Source organism: Shouchella hunanensis (assembly GCF_028735875.1).
Taxonomy (GTDB): Bacteria; Bacillota; Bacilli; order Bacillales; family Bacillaceae_D; genus Shouchella; species Shouchella hunanensis.
The window spans coordinates 1,545,734-1,567,200 of sequence record NZ_CP117834.1; the positions used below are offsets into that span (position 1 = coordinate 1,545,734).

At 40.6% G+C, this 21,467-nt stretch carries 14 protein-coding genes and 1 other annotated feature; all 14 genes read left to right on the top strand.

The genetic code is table 11. The features are described 5' to 3' along the window. Positions 1-12 precede the first annotated feature (12 nt). The 14 genes from PQ477_RS07875 to PQ477_RS20900 all read left to right on the top strand — a co-directional run bounded on the left by PQ477_RS07875 (position 13) and on the right by PQ477_RS20900 (position 21,461). Positions 13-1,845 (top strand): ATP-binding protein, encoded by a 1,833-nt coding sequence (locus PQ477_RS07875; protein WP_274273326.1) that lies wholly within the window; start codon positions 13-15, stop codon positions 1,843-1,845. Positions 1,846-1,891: 46 nt separating this feature from the next. Next, positions 1,892-2,115, top strand: a binding site (T-box leader). A gap of 35 nt (positions 2,116-2,150) precedes the next feature. Then, positions 2,151-4,127, top strand: a complete 1,977-nt coding sequence (gene metG, locus PQ477_RS07880; protein WP_144557378.1) for a methionine--tRNA ligase — start codon at positions 2,151-2,153, stop codon at positions 4,125-4,127. A 194-nt stretch (positions 4,128-4,321) separates the two neighbouring features. Then, complete coding sequence (locus PQ477_RS07885) at positions 4,322-5,296, top strand: LacI family DNA-binding transcriptional regulator (RefSeq protein ID WP_052007975.1); 975 nt, start codon at positions 4,322-4,324, stop codon at positions 5,294-5,296. Positions 5,297-5,337: 41 nt separating this feature from the next. Then, positions 5,338-6,699, top strand: coding sequence for an ABC transporter substrate-binding protein (locus tag PQ477_RS07890; protein WP_060705878.1), 1,362 nt, complete (start codon positions 5,338-5,340; stop codon positions 6,697-6,699). Between the two features lie 115 nt (positions 6,700-6,814). Beyond that, the gene (locus PQ477_RS07895; RefSeq protein ID WP_060705877.1) at positions 6,815-9,697 is read left to right on the top strand and encodes an extracellular solute-binding protein; all 2,883 of its coding nucleotides are present in this window, start codon (positions 6,815-6,817) and stop codon (positions 9,695-9,697) included. Beyond that, on the top strand, positions 9,694-10,587 hold the full coding sequence (locus PQ477_RS07900; protein ID WP_052007979.1) for a carbohydrate ABC transporter permease: 894 nt from the start codon (positions 9,694-9,696) through the stop codon (positions 10,585-10,587). The genes PQ477_RS07895 and PQ477_RS07900 overlap by 4 nt, the downstream gene beginning before the upstream one ends. A gap of 11 nt (positions 10,588-10,598) precedes the next feature. Beyond that, positions 10,599-11,480 carry a carbohydrate ABC transporter permease gene (locus PQ477_RS07905; RefSeq protein WP_144557382.1) on the top strand — a complete coding sequence of 294 codons (882 nt, stop codon included), beginning with the start codon at positions 10,599-10,601 and terminating at the stop codon, positions 11,478-11,480. Between the two features lie 15 nt (positions 11,481-11,495). Continuing rightward, on the top strand, positions 11,496-13,514 hold the full coding sequence (locus tag PQ477_RS07910) for a YIP1 family protein (RefSeq protein ID WP_144557384.1): 2,019 nt from the start codon (positions 11,496-11,498) through the stop codon (positions 13,512-13,514). After that, positions 13,507-15,768 carry a DUF5696 domain-containing protein gene (locus PQ477_RS07915; protein ID WP_274273327.1) on the top strand — a complete coding sequence of 754 codons (2,262 nt, stop codon included), beginning with the start codon at positions 13,507-13,509 and terminating at the stop codon, positions 15,766-15,768. Before PQ477_RS07910 ends, PQ477_RS07915 begins: the two co-directional genes overlap by 8 nt. Further along, positions 15,765-16,631 (top strand): carbohydrate ABC transporter permease, encoded by an 867-nt coding sequence (locus tag PQ477_RS07920; protein ID WP_060705869.1) that lies wholly within the window; start codon positions 15,765-15,767, stop codon positions 16,629-16,631. Before PQ477_RS07915 ends, PQ477_RS07920 begins: the two co-directional genes overlap by 4 nt. Further along, the gene (locus PQ477_RS07925) at positions 16,628-17,584 is read left to right on the top strand and encodes a carbohydrate ABC transporter permease (protein WP_144557387.1); all 957 of its coding nucleotides are present in this window, start codon (positions 16,628-16,630) and stop codon (positions 17,582-17,584) included. The genes PQ477_RS07920 and PQ477_RS07925 overlap by 4 nt, the downstream gene beginning before the upstream one ends. A gap of 14 nt (positions 17,585-17,598) precedes the next feature. Beyond that, positions 17,599-18,816 carry a glucoamylase family protein gene (locus PQ477_RS07930; protein ID WP_144557389.1) on the top strand — a complete coding sequence of 406 codons (1,218 nt, stop codon included), beginning with the start codon at positions 17,599-17,601 and terminating at the stop codon, positions 18,814-18,816. Between the two features lie 14 nt (positions 18,817-18,830). Continuing rightward, on the top strand, positions 18,831-21,209 hold the full coding sequence (locus PQ477_RS07935; RefSeq protein WP_274273328.1) for a beta-galactosidase: 2,379 nt from the start codon (positions 18,831-18,833) through the stop codon (positions 21,207-21,209). Positions 21,210-21,317: 108 nt separating this feature from the next. Then, a complete protein-coding gene (locus PQ477_RS20900) occupies positions 21,318-21,461 on the top strand; it encodes an RAxF-45 family protein (protein ID WP_367614622.1) in 144 nt (47 codons plus the stop codon). Positions 21,462-21,467 lie beyond the last annotated feature (6 nt).

The following is a 21,467-nucleotide window of genomic DNA, read 5'->3' on the forward strand; positions in this document are numbered from 1 at the left end:
GGAGGAATCGCTTTGCAAGTTGTTGGAATTACTACTCAACATGAAGTGCATATAGCATCGAAATCACATAAGTTTCGCATGAATGAAATGCTTGTGATCGAAGACAAAGAGTTGAATGAACCTAAAGGTGAAGTTGTAGAAACGTTATCATATAATCGCTATATACCGATGGGAATGGACAAGGGGTTAGTAGATCGAAATGTGTTAGAGACTCTTGAAGCGATTGGGTATGACATTGGGCAAGATGATATCCATCTCGCGAAAGTGCGCTTATTTGATGAGGCCCAAAAGCCCATTCAAACAGGCGTCCGTGTGCGTCACCCAGAATTTAGTGAGATTGAGCATTTGCTTGTTTCAACATCGAAAGAGAAAGGCATGGTATTAGGGGAAATTAAGTCTACTGATTTTGTTGCTGAATCGCTTCCGGCACAGTTGAATGACATTCTGCATATGCAAGAACATGGAATGGTGAGAGAACAGAATGGAGTACCGTTTATTTTCGATATTCGTGCCATGCAGCAATACCCACATATTGGTGTGTTTGGTGGCTCAGGATCAGGTAAATCGTTTGGTTTAAGAGTAATGCTGGAAGAGTTGATGAAATTAAAAATTCCTTCTCTTGTGTTCGATCCACATTTTGAAATGAACTTCACTGGAAAAACAGAAGCAGATCGTGGTGACGTCAACTATGCTTCTAGGTATGAGGTTGTTCAAATTGGTCGGGACGTCGGTGTTGATTTTTCAGCCTTATCAACTCGAGATGTAGAGCGATTACTTGGAGCGGCAGGGCATTTAACGGAATCAATGATTAATGTTATTCAAACGATCCACAAACGAAAAGACAGTTATCAAACGTTTAGTGATCGAATTGCCAATTTAATAGATGCACTGGATATGGGCAAGCAAAAGGTCGAGGGCATGCTGCATGATGGTGGAATGACAAAAGATGACATTAGTCGTTATAGTGCATTCAAACAGTTACTTGATCAGTTTGGTAGCTTGCCTCCATCTTCTGTAAAGGGTATTCAATGGCGTGCAAACCGTTTAAATCAGGCAGGGCTTTTTCAACAAAACATTCGAGCGATTGAGCACGGCATCCATAATGGTAAGCTTGTTGTGATTCAAGGGGCAGTTTGGTTACTGCAAGTGTTTGCTAGCTACGTGATAGGCTCTCTATACTTTAAACGTCGCGCTTATAAAGATGCAAAGCTGCAACAACAGCAAAGCGAGTTCTTTCCACCGTTTGTTGTGGTAACAGATGAAGCACATAACTTTGCGCCTAAAGGATACGAAGCGCCGGCTAAATCAGTACTGAAAGAAATTGCGCAAGAAGGAAGAAAGTATGGTACGTTTCTAATTTTCGCTACACAGCGTCCAACATTGCTGGATGAAACAATTACCGCACAGCTTAATTCTAAGTTTGTTTTTCGAACGGTTCGAGGAACGGACATTCAAACGATAAAAGAAGAAACGGATTTAACGGCAGAAGAAGGGAAGCGACTTCCTTATTTGCAATCAGGGGATGTGTTTGTCTCTTCTGCCATTATCGGACGAACCGTTGCTGTTCGTATTCGACTCGCTCATTCAACCAGCCCTCATACGATGAACCCATTTGATGAGCTTGAACAAATGAATAACGCTGGAAATGAAGAAATAGTTGCGGCACTTGAAGATTTCCTTCCTCTCGCAGAAATGCACGTTATGCAAAAACTAGATGATTTAAACAAACAGTCAGGAAAGTCGTGGGATGTATCAGAATGGAAAATCACGTTAGAACAACTTTGTGAAGAAGGGCTTCTAACAAAACAAAAAACACCGTTTGCTACTCTTTATGATCGCACTTGACAGATAGATGTATAGTTCGCTATATTTTTGATAAGAATGAACAATATACGTTTCTATGAATGGATGAGTATAAAGTAGAGCGCTTGTACAAGAGAGCCGGGTGAGGTGAAAGCCGGTCAAGTGTTGCTTTAGAAGATGGTCCAGGAGAATTTATCTTCGAGCCTAAATGGTAAGGGGATGACGTTTGCCAGCGTTAGTGGTCTTGAGCCTTGTCTAAATGGATGAGGGAATTTTGGGTGGTACCACGTAAGTTAACCTTTCGTCCCGATTGTGGATGAAGGGTTTTTTGTATTTTATTTGAAAGGATGAGCACGTTGACAAAACCATCATTTTACATCACAACACCTATTTATTATCCAAGTGGGAAGCTTCACATTGGGCATACGTACACGACTGTTGCTGGCGATGCAATGGCACGCTATAAGCGTCTTCGTGGTTATGATGTTCGCTATCTAACAGGAACTGATGAGCACGGACAGAAAATCGAACAAAAGGCAGCAGAGAGAAACATTTCACCTCAAGAATATACCGATGAAATGGTAAAGCCTATCAAAGAACTTTGGGAAAAACTGGATATTACTTATGATGATTTTATTCGTACAACAGAAGATCGTCACAAAAAAGTAGTTGAAAAAATCTTTAATCAGCTTCTTGCTCAAGACGACATTTATTTAGGTGAATACGAAGGTTGGTACTGTGTATCCGATGAGACGTTCTATGGAGAAAGAGAGCTTGTTGACCCAATAAAGGACGAAGCCGGAAACATTATTGGTGGTAAGAGTCCTGATTCTGGTCACCCCGTTGAAAAAGTTCGGGAAGAATCTTACTTCTTTAGAATGAGCAAGTATGCAGACCGACTGTTAACGTATTATGAAGAAAATCCTGATTTTATACAGCCTGCATCAAGAAAAAATGAAATGGTTAATAATTTTATTAAGCCAGGCTTGCAAGATTTAGCTGTATCGCGAACATCTTTCACATGGGGCGTAAAAGTGCCATCCAACCCAAAGCACGTTGTCTACGTTTGGATTGATGCGTTAACAAACTATATTACCGCCCTTGGGTATGGTACGTCTCAAGATGAGCTATACAAAAAGCATTGGCCAGCAGATGTTCATCTTGTTGGAAAAGATATACTTCGCTTTCATACTATTTATTGGCCGGTTATGTTAATGGCACTTGACCTACCTTTGCCAAAAAAAGTATTTGGTCATGGCTGGTTTTTAACAAAAGACGGAAAAATGTCGAAATCAAAAGGAAATGTCATTGACCCAGTCCCATTAATCGATCATTTTGGATTAGATGCAATACGCTATTATTTGTTGCGTGAAGTCCCGTTTGGCGCAGATGGCGTATTCACACCAGAAGCGTTTGTGGAACGTGTGAATTATGACTTAGCAAATGATCTCGGAAATTTATTAAACCGTACCGTTGCGATGATCAATAAATATTTTGACGGTTCAATGCCAGCATATATTAAAAGCGCAACACCCTTTGATCAAGAATTAGTAGATTTAATTGACGCGACGGCAGCAAAAGTAGAAAATGCGATGGAAGAAATGGAATTCTCAATTGCATTAACTGCCATTTGGCAGCTGGTAAGCCGTACGAATAAATACATTGATGAAACACAGCCATGGATGCTTGCAAAAGACGAAGAGAAACAAGAGCAGTTAGGTTCCGTCATGTACCATTTAGGAGAATCACTCCGTATCATCTCTGTATTTTTGCGTCCTTTCCTAACGAGAACCCCAGAGAAAATCTGGGAGCAGTTAGGAATAAGTGAAGAACAAGCACAATGGGAGTCTATTCGCACATTTGGCATCATTGAAGCAGGCACAAAAGTTAGCAAAGGCACACCTGTTTTTCCACGTTTAGATGTGGAGAAAGAAGTCGAGTATATTGTTGAACTCATGGGAGGAAAAGCAGATCCTGAGCCTGAAGAAATTGAAGATGAAAACCAAATTACAATCGACGATTTTTCAAAGGTAGAATTAAAGGTGGCTGAAGTCATTGGTGCAGAGCCAGTCGAGGGCGCAGATCGTCTGTTGAAAATACAATTAGACTTAGGTAGTGAAAAACGACAAGTTGTATCTGGTATCGCAAAATACTATTCACCAGAAGAATTAAAGGGCAAAAAAGTCATTTGTGTCACGAATTTGAAGCCAGTTAAGCTTCGTGGTGAGGTATCACAAGGTATGATATTAGCTGGGTCAAAAGGGAAAAAGCTTCAACTTGCTACAGTAGACGGAAATTTACCAAACGGTGCTCAAGTCAAATAAAATGATTACTAGGGAGCGGTGGAAACGAACCGCTCTCTTTTTACATTGCCCTGAAATCTTAGGAACCAAGTGTTGAAACGATCCAATAAAATGAACAGAAAATAAAAAAATAAATTAAAATTAACTATTGAAATCGCTTTCACTATCGATTATGATCTTATTGAAACGTTTCAATTGAAAAGAGGAATATGTGAATGCCCACATTAAAAGATGTAGCAAAAAAAGCAAAAGTAAGTGTGTCGACGGCTTCTTACGCTATGAATGGTAGCTCGTTAATCTTACCTGAAACAAAAAAAAGGGTTCATGATGCCGCAAAAGAGCTTGGTTATCGGATTAATGGATCTGCAAAAAATTTAAAAAAAAGTAAAACCGAAATTGTAGCTGTATTTATTAGTGGATTTACTGGACCAGTTTTTAACGAAATGTTAGAAGGGGTTCACGAGTACATTGCGAAGCACGGTTATGAATTAGTTGTTTGTGCGTCTAATGATAAACATAGATTGATTGTAGAAAATCATTTTGATGGGGCAATTATCCTTAATTACCATATGGAAAATGATCTATTAGAGATGATTGCGTCAGAGAAGATGCCAATTATTGTACTAGATCGAGAAAGCCAGCACCCCCATATCCACTCATTGCTATTGCCAAATGATAAAGGTGTACAACAAATTATGGAAGCGATTACAAAGTCAGGTCATGAGCGGATAGGCTTTATGGCTGGTCAAGGATCATCGTTTGATGGAGAAAAACGACTTGAAGCATTTCAATCATTTATGCAAGAGAGGGATTTACCTATTTATTTGAGTGATTTTATTCGTGCTGATTTTACAGAAGAGAGCGGATACCACTGTATGGCAGCTTATTTAGAAAAAACAAGTGGAAAATCGCAAGCAACAGCCTTTGTTTGTGCCAATGATGAGATGGCAATCGGAGCCATTCGTGCGAGTAAAGAAAAAGGCATGCGAATTCCAGAAGACATTGCCATTGTAGGTTTTGATGATATACCCATTGCTATGTACACAGACCCCCCGTTAACAACGGTTCGGGTGAATAAGAAGCAATGGGGCAAAGAGGCAGCAAGACAACTACTGGATCGTATCGAAAAGAATCCAACTGAATTACCTCGAGAAACGATGGTTGAGTTAGTGAACCGCGGATCTTTATAAGCTACGATTAATAATGCCCATAAAGGTGAGGAGAGATTATCATGAAAAAGTTCTTACTAATGCCAGTTGGAATAATGCTAATTACATTAGCGGCATGTGGAGGAAATGATTCAGCAACAGAAGAAAACGGCGGAGACGATCAAGTTACCATTACATACGCTAGCTGGGGAATTGGTCAAGATGGAGAAGAAAACCTCGATACGCTAATGATTGACGCTTTTATGGAGGAATATCCGCATATTAAGGTTGATATTGACCGGTCGCTTGACCCTGCTGATTGGAATAGCTCACTAGCTTCGGCTGCTAGCGCAAGTACAATGCCAGATGTGTTTACCATTGCCGAAGTACCATTGGGTTTAAGTAATAATTGGCTTCTTGATTTAAATGGGTTGACGGAAGCGGATGAGGAGTTTGGTGAAATACCAGAAGCAATTCGACTTGCAGTCAACTACAACGATTCTATCTATGCAGTGCCATCAGGAACGCAGATGCTTGGCTATTTCGTCAATAAAGATTTATTCAACCAAGGCAATTTAACGATTCCGAAGTATGGCTATAGCTTAGACGAATTTTCTACGGCCATTCGGGAAACATCCGATGTTCAGCAAGGTGTATCAGGTATTAATCAAATTTTTTCAATTCCAGACTGGTATCCATCGGTTGTAGATGAAACAGCGGGCTGGTATACATTTAATGATGCTACAGGCTATGATCTCGCTAGTTCCAACTTCATTAATGGAGTGCAATTAGCATCTGATCTTGCAAATGGAAACTATGCGTATGATTCGTTAGATGATGCACAAAAGGAGCGCTTTGCAGGAGACAATGCAGAAGAAGTATGGTTGAACGGCGATATTGCGCTTAAATGGGATGGTACATGGAGTCTCGAAGGATTAAACAATGATGCAGAGTTTGATTGGGATTTTGTCGGTATTCCAGGCGGGCGTCCGGTTGTAACAAATGATTACCTAGGCATTTCTAGTTCAACAGAGCATGAAGACGAAGCCTATTTATTTTCAAAATGGATGGCGTTTGGGAAAGAAGGCTTCTTAAAACGAATTGAACTTGCTGATGAAGCTGGCATTGTTGTGAATAAACTTCCAGTAACAGCTGACCAAGACGTATTGGATCAATTTTTTGCTAATATTGATGTTCCAGGAATAGAGCAAGCATATGAAGGTATTGAGAACGCGGTCATTGAACCAATGAAAACGGTTCCGGGATATGTAGATTCTCGTTGGGAAGCACCAACAGGCATTTCAATTGGGGATGAAGGAAATGCAACCATTGCAGCTCTTATCGATGCTGCAGTGCGTGGCGATATTAAAATAGAAGATTATGCAGTTCAATTAAATGAGTTAGCGAATAGTCGTTATGAAGAAAGCAAAGAGGCAATCGAATAAACAGTAAAAGAGAAAAAGCGCGTTAGACAACGTCATGCATTTGTTGTAAGCGCTTTTTCATTTAAAAGACTTTCGAGCAGCTCCTTTTAAGTATGAAAGGAAATGGGGGGGTTTGATGTTAAAAAGAAGTTCTATTGTTTGTTTAACCATATTAGGTTTTCTAGCTTATTCGCAACCAACTGTAGCAGAGACGACTGAAACACTTGAAGAGCTGGAGCTATCATACGATGAGGTTTATCAGAGCAACAAAGATGAGTACGGTAACAAAATAAGTGATTCGCAACACTTTACTGTCAATCAATTTAAAGAATACGAAGGGATTGATCAGGACTACATCAATTGGGCAACGGATGGTCGTTTTACAGTAGAGGTGGATGTGGCTGAAGCTGGTTTGTATGAGATCGGTGTTGCATATCGGGTAACAGAAGAAACCCTCGTGCCTTCTGAAGGAGCTATTCTAATAAATGGTCATTATCCGTTCTCAGAGAGTAGAGGAATGATCTTTCCTAGTGAATGGATTCAAAATGAAACAACGTTTGAGCAGGATCGCTATGGAGCAGATATTATGCCTAGTCAGAGTCAACTACAAGACTGGCAAACGTTTCGATTAGGTGATTCAAGAAGAGTGGAACCATTTGCATTTGCGCTTGAGCAAGGACAGAACACGATAGAATTCAAACATGTCCGAGGCGAAATGGATATAGCCCATGTAACGATCGAGCCGGTGACAGAGATTTCAACTTACGATACATACATAAGTGACATAGACGACGAAGAGGTTATTAACGATTTAATTACAATTGAAGCCGAACACCCAAGCAAAAAAAACGAATCCTCTATACGACCAATTGTGACGCAGGATCCTTCCGTTTCACCGTATGAGACTGGAGCAAGGCTACTTAATACATTCGGGGGTGACTCTTGGAAAGTAAGTGGTCAATCTGCCTGCTGGTCTTTTGAAATTTCCGAGAGCGGATTTTATTATATTACTTTTAAGGCACTGGCAAACAACGATGCCAATAAAGATATATACCGTACCATTTATGTGAATGGAAGGATACCATTTGCAGAACTTAAGAGTTATCCATTTCCGCAAAGTGCTCATTGGGAGAACCAAACACTAGCTAATGATGCCAATGAGCCGTTTCGTATTAATTTGGAAGCAGGCATGAATGAACTTTGTCTAAGGGTGGACGACACTCCTACGCAAGAGGTACAAAATGAGTTAACGCTCATTATGGCGGAAATGGATGAATTAACGTTATCAATTAAACAATTAACTGGAAATCAGCAAGATGCAAGTAGAGGATGGCGTATTGAAGATTATATTCCCGATGTGTCCAATCGGTTACGCTCTTGGGCTCAGAAGGTCGAGACTGGAGCTGATAAGCTAAGGGCTGCAAGTACAAGTGAAGGAGATAGCGTTCAAGGTGTGTCACTAAGAGTAGCAGGGGATCGTTTACGCTCTTTAGCGGAGACACCGAACGAATTACCGAACCGCTTAAATGAATTATCTGAAGGCTCCAGTTCGGTTTCTCAAGTACTCGGGGATGTGTCCATTGCTTTAAGAGAACAACCACTTCTGCTCGATCAACTGTTCATTCATGGCAAAACTTTGTTGCCGGATGCAGAAGCTGGGTTATGGATGAAAACCAAAGAATCGGTAAGTCGCTTTTTTCAATCATTCAGTGGCGACGATTTAACAACGGTAAATACAGAGCACGATGTTGTTGAAGTGTGGGTTAATCGACCACGTCAATATGTTGACTTAATGCAGTTAATGGCGGATCAACAATTTACACCGGAGACAGGAATTGAGGTCAGGTTTTCACTTATGCCAGATGAACAAAAGTTAATTTTAGCAAGTGCAGCTGACAGTCAACCAGATTTGGCATTAGGGATTAGTAACTGGCTACCATACGAGTTAGCCATTCGTGGTGCAGCGGTAGATTTAAGCCAATTCGACGATTTTGATGACTATATGAATCAATTTGCCCCAGGGGCATTTATGCCGTTAATGATTGAAGATTCAATCTATGCGCTGCCAGAGACGCAAGATTTTTCGGTGTTGTTTTACAGAGAGGATTTAATGGATGCATTATCCCTACCTGTTCCTAATACATGGGGGGATGTGGTTGACATCTTACCAGAATTACAACGGTATGGTATGAACTTCTATTCATCAATTGCAGGAGGTGCAGCCTTCAAGCCTTTTGCAGCAACAGCACCGTTTATCTATCAATTTCAAGGTCAAATCTTTGAAAAAGATGGTATGGGTGTGGCCTTAAATGAAGATGAAGCACTGCAAGGTGTGCAGTTTATGGCTGATTTAAACACGATTTACAGTACACCCTTGCAAGTGCCAAACTTCTATAATCATTTTCGGTATGGCTCACTTCCTTTAGGGATTGGAAACTTTGCAACTTACGTGCAGTTAACCTCTGCAGCGCAAGAATTGAGTGGCTGGGATATTGCCCTGCATCCTGGTGTCGAACAGGAAGATGGCTCTGTCTCTCGTTGGGCCAGTGGTGCCGCGCAAGCTGGCATGATGTTTAACGGAAGCGACAATCAAGAACAGGCATGGGCGTTGTTACAATGGTGGATGAGTAAAGAAACACAAAGGGAGTTTGCTCAAACCTTGCAAATGACGTACGGGGCAGAATACATGTGGAATACGGCTAACCTTGAAGCATTTAAAGAACTTCCATGGCCAGAGGAGCATAAAGACGTTATTTTAACGCAATGGGAACAATTAATTGAAGTGCCCAAAACACCATATGCCTATATGGTTGAACGGGAGATAAGTAATGTTTGGAATAAGATGGTCTTTGATGGTGAAAATGCTCGTTCGGCTGTTGATGATTCGATTATTACGATCGATCGCGAGCTGCGCAGAAAGATGGAAGAGTTTGGCTATATGCAAGATGGAGAAGTGATCCGTCCGTACCCAATTCCGACAATTGAAGCGATCAAACAGAAAACGAGGGAGAGCGAATGAATACACAACCAAGACAACACGTGAGCACTGCATTGTTCTTAGCTCCGTATTTACTCTTATTCATTCTCTTTATTGTCATACCAGTTCTTGCAGCAATTGTATTATCGTTTACGTATTTTAATGCAATTGAATTTCCAAGCTTTGTTGGCTTGGCGAATTATGTAAACGTATTAACGCAAGATAGTGTGTTTATGCAGTATGTCTTGCCAAATACTGTCATCTTTGCGCTTATCGTCGGACCAGGCGGTTATATCCTTGCATTTATTCTTGCGTGGATGCTAGCGCAAATCACAAAAGTGCCGAGAACGATTTTAGCGCTAATCATTTACTCACCATCAATGACTTCTGGAATTGCGATGGCTGTTGTTTGGTCCATTATTTTTAGTGGCGACCAGAGTGGTTATTTAAACAGTCTCTTAATGCAGTGGGGAATGGTATTTGAACCAATTCAATGGTTACAGTCTCCACAGTATCTATTAGCGATTATGATTGTTGTTACTCTTTGGGGCAGTATGGGTGTCGGATTCTTAGCGATGTTATCAGGGGTTATGAACATTAATAAAGAGATTTATGAAGCTGGTTATATTGACGGCATTAGCAATCGATTTCAAGAAATTATTTATATTACAATCCCATCTATGCGACCGCAAATGTTGTTTGGCGCTGTGATGGCAATTGTGCAAACCTTTCAAGCTGGTGCGATTGGTGTCGCGCTATCTGGAGCGAATCCTACGCCTCAGTATGCAGGGCAGTTAATGGTTAACCACCTTGAAGATTTTGGTTTTATCCGCTACGAGATGGGCTATGCAGCTGCAATATCGGTTATCTTGCTTCTTTTTGTGTATCTTTTTTCGATCGTAGCAAGACGGTTATTTGCGGATAAAGATTAGGAGGAGCAGACATGGCGAGTTCGTTTCATGGGAGCAGAATGAATCCCGATAAATTTCACCTAAGTCAGCTGAAATTTTACTTGTTTTTAATACCGCTTGCGATTTTTATGGCTATGCCAATCGTCTATATTTTTTCGCATGCATTTAAACCAATTGATGAGTTATTTGCTTATCCCCCGAGGTTTTTTGTCGACAAACCAACGATACAAAATTTTGCTGATTTAATTAACAATCGAAGCGAATCTGGAGTACCAATGTCCCGTTATTTATTTAACAGTATTATCGTTACGCTTGTTGTTGTTGCCATTACCGTGTTTATTAGTTCAATGGCAGGCTACGTGCTATCGAAAAAGAAATTCAAACTAAAAAAAATGATATTTGAACTAAATACTCTCGCTCTAATGTTTGTTCCTGCGGCTGTAGGAATTCCAACGTACTTGCTTATCCAACAAATTGGTTTGCTCGATACATTTTGGGTTCACATCCTGCCAATGCTTGCTATGCCAGTCGGTTTATTCTTATTGAAACAATTTATCGACCAGATTCCGAATGAGCTAATTGAAGCGGCACAAATGGATGGAGCGAAAGACATTCAAATCTATTGGAAAATTATTATGCCTTTGGTAGCTCCTGCACTGGCAACGGTAGCGATTTTATCTTTCCAAGCAGTATGGAACAGTGTAGAGGCATCAACATTGTATATCAACGACGAAAACTTAAAAACCTTTGCCTTTTACATGTCTACTTTAACAAGTGATGCTGCAGGAAATACGGTAGCTGGACAAGGAATGGCTGCAGCTGCAGCGCTTATTATGTTTTTGCCAAACCTAGTAATTTTTATTATTTTACAAAGCAAGGTAATGAATACGATGGCCCATTCAGGGATTAAGTAAGGGGGAAGGAACGAGATGAAGCAAACACTGCTCACATGGCTCTTTATAATGATTGTCTGTCTCTTGCCATTGAGCGCACAGGCATCCGTTGAGGTTCCTTATAAAACTTATACACTTACTGGTGAAGGCTATCCGATTGAAACCCAAGTTGCATACGTACCGGTTGGAAATATTGGGTTGACGGGTGATTTACTAGCGCCGGAAGATCTGTTTGTTGGGAAAGACAATTTGATTTATGTTGCCGATTCGGGTTTCCAGCACGTTGTTGTTTTTGACGAAGAGGGAAAACGGATTCGGGAAATTGGGACTGGACTATTAAGGGAGCCACTTGGTGTTTTTGTTAACGAAGAAGGTATTTATGTTGCAGACTACGCGCTTGAAGAAATCGTTTTATTTAATCATAGTGGTGACCTCATCAACACATTCGGCAAACCAGATACACCTTTATATGGGGAGCGTGCAGCCTTCAAGCCTCAAAAAATCACGGTGGATCGTAGAGGCAACCTTTACGTTGTTTCTGAGGGATCAACAAATGGGATTGTCCAACTAAGTGCAGAGGGTGATTTTCTTGGTTTCTTTGGTGTCAATCGCTTTGGAGGTTCATTGCTTTCCTTTTTACCGGATCTAATAACAAGCGAAACTCAGCGGGTAAATCAATTTTTACGGGTACCCCCTGCTCCAACGAACATAACGATCGATGAGCAGGGGCTCGTTTACACGGTAACGGCGGGTACGGATAATGAAGTCGTGCGGCGTTTGAATATTGCTGGTGCGAATATGCTTCCTTCTGATATAGCAGGTTCAAATCCAATGCGCGATGTGGCTGTTGGTGCAGCTGGTAATATGGTAACCATCTCGACGGACGGAACCATTTATGAGCTCGATCCAGAAGGCTACACACTGTTTTACTTTGGTGGAAAAGAAGATGGTACCAGTCGGGCAGGCTTGTTTGTTCAGCCAAGTGCAATTGAGGTCGATCGTAACGGCCAGCTACTTGTAGCCGATCGAGAAAAAGGGACAGTCGAGCTATTTAATCCGACAGGTTTTACGAGGAATCTTCACGAGGGAATTCGCTTGTTCACAGAAGGTTACTATGTTGAAAGTGAAGCGATTTGGCAAGATGTCTTACAGTTAAATGCCTCCTTCGCCCTTGCCCACAATGCGATTGGCCAGTCTGAGTTTAAACAACAAAACTATAATAAGGCGATGGCTCGTTTTGAGCGTTCCAATAATTACAGTGCCTATTCTAATGCATTCTGGGAAGTGCGTTACGAATGGATGCAAGAAAAGTTAAGTTTGTTGTTCGCTTCCATTATCGGATTAATAACACTCCGTTTCGGCATCATTTATACAAACCGACGCTTTGGTTATTTAGCACCAGTAGAAAAAAGGTGGGTGCAGGTTAAGCGTTTAAAGTTATTTAATGAACTACTGTTTGTGTTTCGCTTTATTCGTCACCCAATTGATAGTTTTTATTATGTAAAAGAAAATAAACGGGTTTCTATTTTATCAGCTTCTATTCTGTATGTGTCTCTATTTATCTCGTATTTGTTTTTCATCTACGGTCGAGGGTTTATTTTCAGACCAACACCACTAGAATACTTTTGGTTTACGTATGATTTACTCATATTTGCTACGCCGATCGTCTTTTTCTTACTTGTTAACTATTTGGTGAGCACCATTAGTGATGGTGAGGGACGCTTTCGAGAGCTGTATATTGGCTTTATATATGCGAGTGCCCCCTTGTTAATAGGGCTCGTTCCTCTCGTATTCGTGTCCCGTATTTTAACGTTAAATGAAGCGTTTCTCTTTCAATTTAGTTTACTTAGCATGATTGTTTACGCACTAGTAATTCTTTTTATCATGCTGAAGGAAATTCATGATTTCACATTTTGGGGTACGGTGAGAAATGTGGTCCTTACCATTTTTGGCATGATCTTGCTTGCTTTTGTGCTTATGATTGTTTATGTCCTATTTGATCAAGTCATCCAGTTTTTAGCATCCATTTGGCAGGAGGTGCTCTACCGTGTTTAAAAAGCTCGTTCGTGTGAGTATAACTTTTGGTGTTATTCTTTTTGCTGGACAACAGCTTGTCTATGCGGAAGAGCAGGAGTCAGGAATAACCCCTTGGCAACGTTCAAATCAATTCACGCAACCTGATCATGCAGAACAGGCTAAACTTCCAGTTGTGAACCCGGAAGATCATGGGTTTATAAAAATGGCAGAAACAGAAGAACTAATTCTTTATGTAGAGCACGAGTCACTCGGGATTGCGATTAAAGCCAAACAAACAGGCTATGTTTGGCAATCTGGCGTCCATGGTAATGAGGATGCCCAACTAAATGAAACGTGGCGAGATATGGCAAATTCAGCGCTAACTGTTGAGTACTTAGACCAGCGTGACACGATCCAAACAGAAAGTCTTGTTACATACAATCCTGACATACATGTGGAGCAAACGGACTCAGGCTTTAAAGCAGACGTTGTGTTTGGACGATCAAATATTGAATTGACACTATTGGTTTCGTTAGATGGTGAACGATTGCAACTTACTATACCTGAAGAATCCATTGTAGAGGGTGATCGAGCTAAGCTTGTAACATTGCGCTTGTACCCGTTTCTAGGTGCTGCAGATGAGAACCTATCTGATGGATACTTATTTATTCCAGATGGAAGCGGTGCGTTAATTCGATTTGAAGAAGAAGCAAGAGCGACTTCGCCATATCGAGCCCCTGTTTACGGAGAAGACGCAGCATTTGAACGGAATCAAACAGCCGTTTCTTTATTAAATGAGCCCTTATCAATTGCTTACCCCGTATTTGGTGTTGTACATGGAGAGAAACAAAATGGGTTCGCAACCATACTTGGAGAGGGTAAGCATTATGCGACGATTTTGGCCTATCCAAAAGGAGCATCAACTGATTTTTATTGGGCGACTGCTTACTATACATTTCGTCATGAGTATTATCAACCAACTAATCAAAGTGGTGATGGTTTTAATACGTACCAAACTGAGCGACTTTTATACGGAATTGAACAAGAGCGTGTGTTCTTACAAGAGGATCATGCTAGCTATGTGGGGATGGCCCATGCGTATCAAGAATACTTAGCAACAAATGAACGACTGCCTGAGCAAAAGGATCAAGTGCAGCTAAATGTAACCTTCTTAGGTGGGGAAACAAAACGGCGCTTTTTTTGGAGGACGGTTGAACCTGTAACCCCTGTTGCAGCTATTGCTAACCACGCTGCAGAACTGAATCAGGCAGGTGTGAAGAACATGCAAATTACGTATCGTGGTTGGCTGGCTGGAGGGTTGACAGGAACATTGCCGCGAAAGGATGGGTTTGAATCAGCACTTGGTACAACAGGTGAGCTTGCCTCTACACAACAGTATCTAGCGGATCTTAACATTCCTTTTTATTTTCAAACCGATTATACGAAAGCGTACGATGGGGCTGCAGGCTTTTCAGGACAACATGATGTTGTGAGACGATTAAATGGTGAGGCTGCATTGGAGGTAAGAACGTTTTGGGATCATTTTTTGCTAACGCCTGAGTGGGCGCTTAACACTGTTGATGCAGATCTATCGATGTACAAAGAGAATGGCATTAACCGATTATCGATTGATACGACCGCTTCTGAATTGTTTAGTCATTATACAAAAAGGACGGTTATGCAGCGCGACGAAGTGCTTCAACAATATGAAATGCTATTCGAAAAACTACTATCTGAAGTTGGGCCATTAGCACTGAATCGACCGAATGATTATGCCTGGAAGTATGCCGAAAGCTTTCAACAGATTCCCCTTTACTCGTCCAATTACACGGTAGTAACCGATACGGTGCCGTTTCTGCAAATTGTTTTAAAGGGGCATGTACCTTACTTTGGAGAATTCTCTAATTTTCATAATCAAACCGAGCAAGACCTTCTTCGGATGATTGAATACGGTGCTTATCCATCGTTCTTGTTAACAACAGAGTCTCCAGATGTACTTTTCAATACGCCTTCCGAAGATTTATTTACGTCACAATTTTCTACGTGGAAAGAAGATGTGACGAATCAATATGAATTAGCAATTCAAACTTTAGAACCTGTTGAGGGTGAACAGATTATAAACAGAGTTGTGCACGGAACGGGATTAATTGAAATGGTTTATTCAAACGGACTATCGGTAGTTGTGAACTATCGGCAAGCGGATGCAACTATTAATGGACTGGTACTTTCTCCGTTAAGCGCCAAGACCGTCCAGAGTTCAGAACTTGCTAGAGACAAGGAGGATCGCCCATGAATCGGTTAACGATGAAAACAAAAAAAACGCTAACTGGATATGGGTTTATACTTCCTTGGATCATTGGATTCGCGATCTTCACGGCATTTCCATTATTTTATTCCATTTATTTAAGTTTTCATGATGTCATTATTACACCAAATGGCATTCAAACAACGTACACACATTTTTCAAATTATACGGATGCGTTTGTTGTCGATAGTCAATTTGTGCAAATTCTAGTAACGTACTTACGTGAATTCGCGTTTTCCGTACCGGTCATTTTAGTGTTCTCTTTAATTATTGCGCTACTTTTAAATCAGCCAATACGGTTTCGTGGATTGTTCCGGATGGTGTTCTTTCTGCCAGTTATTATTATAAGTGGGCCAGTGGTGAAACAATTAATTGATCAAGAAATGACAAGTATACCTGTTCCAGAAAATAATCTTCTTTTTGTGTATTTACTAGCAGGTGATGGTATAGTCAGCACCGTTTTTACGTATTTAATGGATAATCTCGTTATGACTCTTTGGTTTTCAGGTGTACAAATTTTAATTTTTCTAGCTGCTTTGCAGAAAATTGATCGTCACATTTATGAAGCAGCAAAAATCGACGGTGCATCGAACTGGGAATGCTTCTGGAAAGTAACGCTTCCAAGTTTATTTCCGATTGTGGTAGTAAATACCATCTATACTACGGTTATGTACTCCATTTTTGCATTAAATGGTGTTGTACTTCATATCCAAAGCCATATGTTTCGTGTAGAGACTGGATTTGGTTACGCCTCTGCCTTATCTTGGATTTACTTTGCTGTTATCTGCTTACTCTTACTTCTAATCGTTGGCTTTATGACAGTACGCGGACGTAAGGGGGGAGCATCATGAATATACAAACTAAGAAAGTAAAGAAAAAGCGTTCCATCGTTGGTTTCACAAAAATAAGAAAGCTGTTAATAGGGAGCCAAGATAATAGCGGGTTCATACTAAAGATACTTGTTTATAGTTTATTAGTCGCAATCGGATATGTGTACTTATTTCCAGTGTTGTACATGGGTGTATTTAGCTTTAAACGTTTAGATGATTTACTAAATCCTCTCGTCACTTGGATTCCGACAGGACTGTATTGGGAGAATTTCAGTAGAGCATTAGAGGTGCTTAATTTTTGGCCAACATTATGGCAAACCTTGTATGTCACTGTTTTACCAGCTGCTATTCAAACAGGTGTTGCTGCTGTTGTTGGTTATGGATTTGCAAGATTTTCATTCCCTTTTAAGAAAACACTGTTTGCGCTCGTATTAGTGACGTTTATTATTCCTCCTCAAGTTACGTTGATTCCGCGTTATGTGTTTTTTAACGACCTTGGGTTGCTCGGAAGCATTCAATCGTTCCTTTTACCAGCTTTGTTTGCTCAAGGGATTAACAGTGCCATATTCATTTTAATTTTCTATCAGTTTTTTCGATTACTGCCAGATTCACTTGAAGAGGCTGCACAACTTGATGGGGCGGGAAATGTACGCATTTTCTTAACCATTGCTTTACCAATGGCTGTACCAGCAATGATTATTTCATTTTTGTTTTCGCTCGTGTGGTATTGGAATGAAACGGGATTGGCAGCCATTTACTTTGGAAATAGTTTAACAACCTTACCACTTGAACTACAGCGTTTTTCTATTGTTTATGAACAAATGTATGGTGGCGAAGGAAGTTTTGATTTTATTAATGAAGGCATTCAAATGGCGGGGACACTTATTACCATTCTGCCGCTGCTCATTATTTATTTTATTGCACAGCGATGGTTTGTTGAAGGTGTAGATCGATCAGGAATAGCAGGAGAATAAGGGAGAGATTTACTTTGACTAGAGAAGACATTATTCAAGAAGAAGCGTATAGAAGTTTTTTATTTTTTTGGCAGGAGGCCAATACAGATTCATCTAGTCCTGGTTTTGGGTTAATACGGGATAAAACAGGTGACGACGCTGTTCATGTTGCCAGTATTGCATCGGTAGGATTTGGTTTGTCTGCAATCGTTATTGGAGTTGAGCGAGAATGGATTACGAAAGAAGAAGGATATAATCGAACGAAAGGGACATTAGAGACATTTCTGCATCGAGTGGAGCATATCGATGGTTTTTTCTATCATTTTCTTGATATGAGAACAGCTAAACGCTACAAAGAATACCATGATTGTGCGTCTATTATTGATACATCTCTTTTTATAAACGGTGCCATTACGTCAGCTGAATATTTCGGTGGAGATATTGCTAAGTTAGTCGAGCAAATCTATGAGCGGATAAATTGGCAAACGTATTACAACAAAGAAACAAATCAATTCTATATGGGATTTGATGAAAAAACAGGTGGATTTGGTCAGTGGGATATGTACGCGGAGCAAATGATGCAATATATGCTTGGAACCGCGTCACCTTCATACCCAGTCCCAGTGAAGATTTATGACGGATTTGAACGTCAAGTAGGTACATACGGGGACTACACGTTTTATCACTCACCAGGAGGGCAACTATTTACACACCAGTTTTCACATGCATGGTTCCAATTTAAAGGAGTCGTTGATAAAGATGGAATTGATTGGTTTGACAATTCGATTAAAGCGACTCTTGCTAGTAGACAACACGCCATTGATCATCAAGACTCTTTTCAAACGTGGTCAGAGCATTCTTGGGGGCTAACAGCTAGTGAAGGGCCAAATGGTTATCATGGGCACGGCACACCACCGTATCATCCACATGTTGATGTAAAAAATGATGGTACAGTAGCTCCATGTGCGGCTGCTGGTTCTATTGTCTTTACACCTGAACAATCGAAAGATGCTTTAGAACATTTTTATCGCAATCATCCTCAATTGTGGAGCAAATATGGGTTTTTAGATGCTTTTAATTTAGATATGGATTCGCCGTGGTATTCAGAACGCGTCATTGGGATTGATAAAGGCATTACATTGTTAATGATTGAGAATGAACGTAGTGGCTTAATATGGGATCTTTATATGAACAATGCCATTATACAGAGAGCACAAAAGCTATTGGGGTTTAGAACATTACAAGAAGTTTAAGAGGGGATGTTCCCATGATCGAAATAAAAGAAAAAAAGATTTATATCGATGGCAAGCCCCAATTGATTCTATGTGGTGAAATTCATTATTTTCGGCTCGAAAAAACGGAATGGCAGGATCGAATAAACAAATTAAAAGCAGCAGGGTGTAATGCTGTAGCTACATATGTTCCATGGATTTGTCATGAGTCAGTGGAAGGAGAAATCGATTTAACAGGGGAGACAAGGTCGGAATTAGATTTGATTAGTTATATCAACCTCTGTCACGAAAATGATCTCTATTTCATTGTGAAGCCAGGTCCGTTCATTATGGCAGAAATGAAGAATGAAGGAATACCTTACTGGATTTACGAAAAGCATCCTCATATTGTACCAATTGGCTGGGATGGAAGAGCAGGTTCAACGCCAACTGTTGATTATACGCACCCTGATTTTTTAAATGAAGCGAAGGGATGGTATAAAGAGGTCATGACAGCAATTGTACCCATGTTACATGAAAACGGTGGGCCTATTATTGCTGTTCAACTTGATAATGAAGTGGGGATGCTTGATTGGGTTAGCAACACACCAGATTTAACAGACCATGTTATTGCGTCATTTCTGAGCTGGTTAAGGGAAACGTATAGCGAAAGCGAGGATCGTTATCCGATTCCGCTAACCGCTGAAGCGATTCGTTCTCCAGATGAATCGTATACCGCTATGCTTCATTTGGACCTTGGCTATTTTATGCGACAACGATTTGCATTGTATATTAAGTGTTTACGAGGTTATGCGGAGATGTTTGGTGTACATGCTATCCCATTTATTGTTAACATTCATGGAACTGGTGGTGGGCGTGGCTTTACGTTTCCAATTGGCATTAGCCAACTTTATGAAAGTTATACCCAAGCACCTGGGTACTTGTCGGGTTCTGATATCTATTTTGGGGATTTAACGATGGAAACATTCCAAGATTTGTATCTTATAAACGGAATGATGGATGCGGTTCATAGACCGGAACAACCCCTCTCATCTATTGAATTTAATTGTGGAGATGGTAACTTTGGTGAGAATTATGGAGGGCGTTATGACCCTTCAGCAGCTGATTTAAAAGCAAGAATGTGTATAGCGCAAGGGAATCGGTTACTAAACTATTATTTATTTGCTGGTGGTCAAAATTATCGGTTTAATCAAGTGCACGGAGATGGAAATGATCGTATCGCTGCGACAGGGGAACGGCATGGATTTGCTGCGCCAATTGACCCTGAAGGCTACGAAAATTATACATATCCACGTATGGCAGAATCCATTCAAACCGTAATGGCACAGAAGGAACAGCTTGCCGCGATGGAGGAAGAGCGAGATTCACTCGTGTTCGGCTTTATTCCTGATTATTTTATGACAGAATATCGCTACCCAAAGAGTCACAGGATGAAAATGTTGTACCAAAATCTTGAAACTTACCGCGCTCATGGTGCATGGGAGATTATGGGCAGAGCGCTCTTGCTCGCTAACTATCGGTTTACAGGCCATGATGTTCAAAACAAGGAACTGGATCCTTCTGAACAAAAAGCAATTGTGCTCCCTTCGGCATCGTACATGAGTCGGTCGATTCAGAAAAAGCTCGTAACGTATATGAAAAACGGGGGCACGGTTTTATTGTACGGAGAAGCACCCACGTATGATATGGAAGGGAACAAATGCCAACTCTTGCTTGAAGCGGCTAATGTGGAGGTTGTTAAGACGAGGCATGCAACTGAAAAGCAGTTTTTGTCTGTAGTGGCAAGGGGGCTAGCTTCTCCAAGACCTGAAGTGCGCACACACGTTGCACAAGTCTTTTCGAGTCAAGATGCAGAGCCGATCTTTCAGTTATACGGTACAGATGAGCTCACATCATTTAAAGAACAAGTAGGTCAAGGAACGCTAATGGTGATAGGAAATGCGTATCGTTGTGACATTGACTTGTTTCAAAAATTGCTAACATCCGTAGGTGTACAGCCAACCCTTTCTCACGATTACAAGCATCACGGTCTTTTTATGACATCCACAAGAGATGAAAAGGGACAACGCTTTATTCATGTGCTCAACTTAGATGGGCTTGAGAAGTCTTTTGCCATTTATGAACATAAACAAATGTTATTTAATCGCGTGAATGTCCATCTTGATGCACGGGCAGGTTTGCTACTGCCGCTTAATGTTTCTTATGGTTCTGTGAAAATACTATACGCTACAGCAGAGGTAAAGTGGTATCAGAAAACTTCGATGACATTTAAAGGGAGTCGTAAAGGTTTTGTGATTTTTTTACAGACAAAACAAGTTGTTCAAGTCGGTTCTGGAGTAATGGTGAAGCGCTTGGAAAAACATCATTATTTACTGCAAGCAGAGCAAGCCGAATGTACAATAACGTTTAGGTAGAGACGGACCTGTTCATTTACAGAGCATTCTCTTAGCTAATCAAGTGGTTAGTAACTAACTTTACATTTTTTAATTTTTCAGGTAATGTAAAAATGAATGAAGTAGGAGGTGAGTAGATTGGATTCTTTTAATGGTAGCCAGGCAAAACGATTAGCGTATTTATGGATGTGTCAGGCGATTTTTTCAGCAGTAGTTAAAAATTGGATTAGTCTGTCCGTTTTTAAACAACTGTATAGGAAAATAAACCATTAGAAAGAA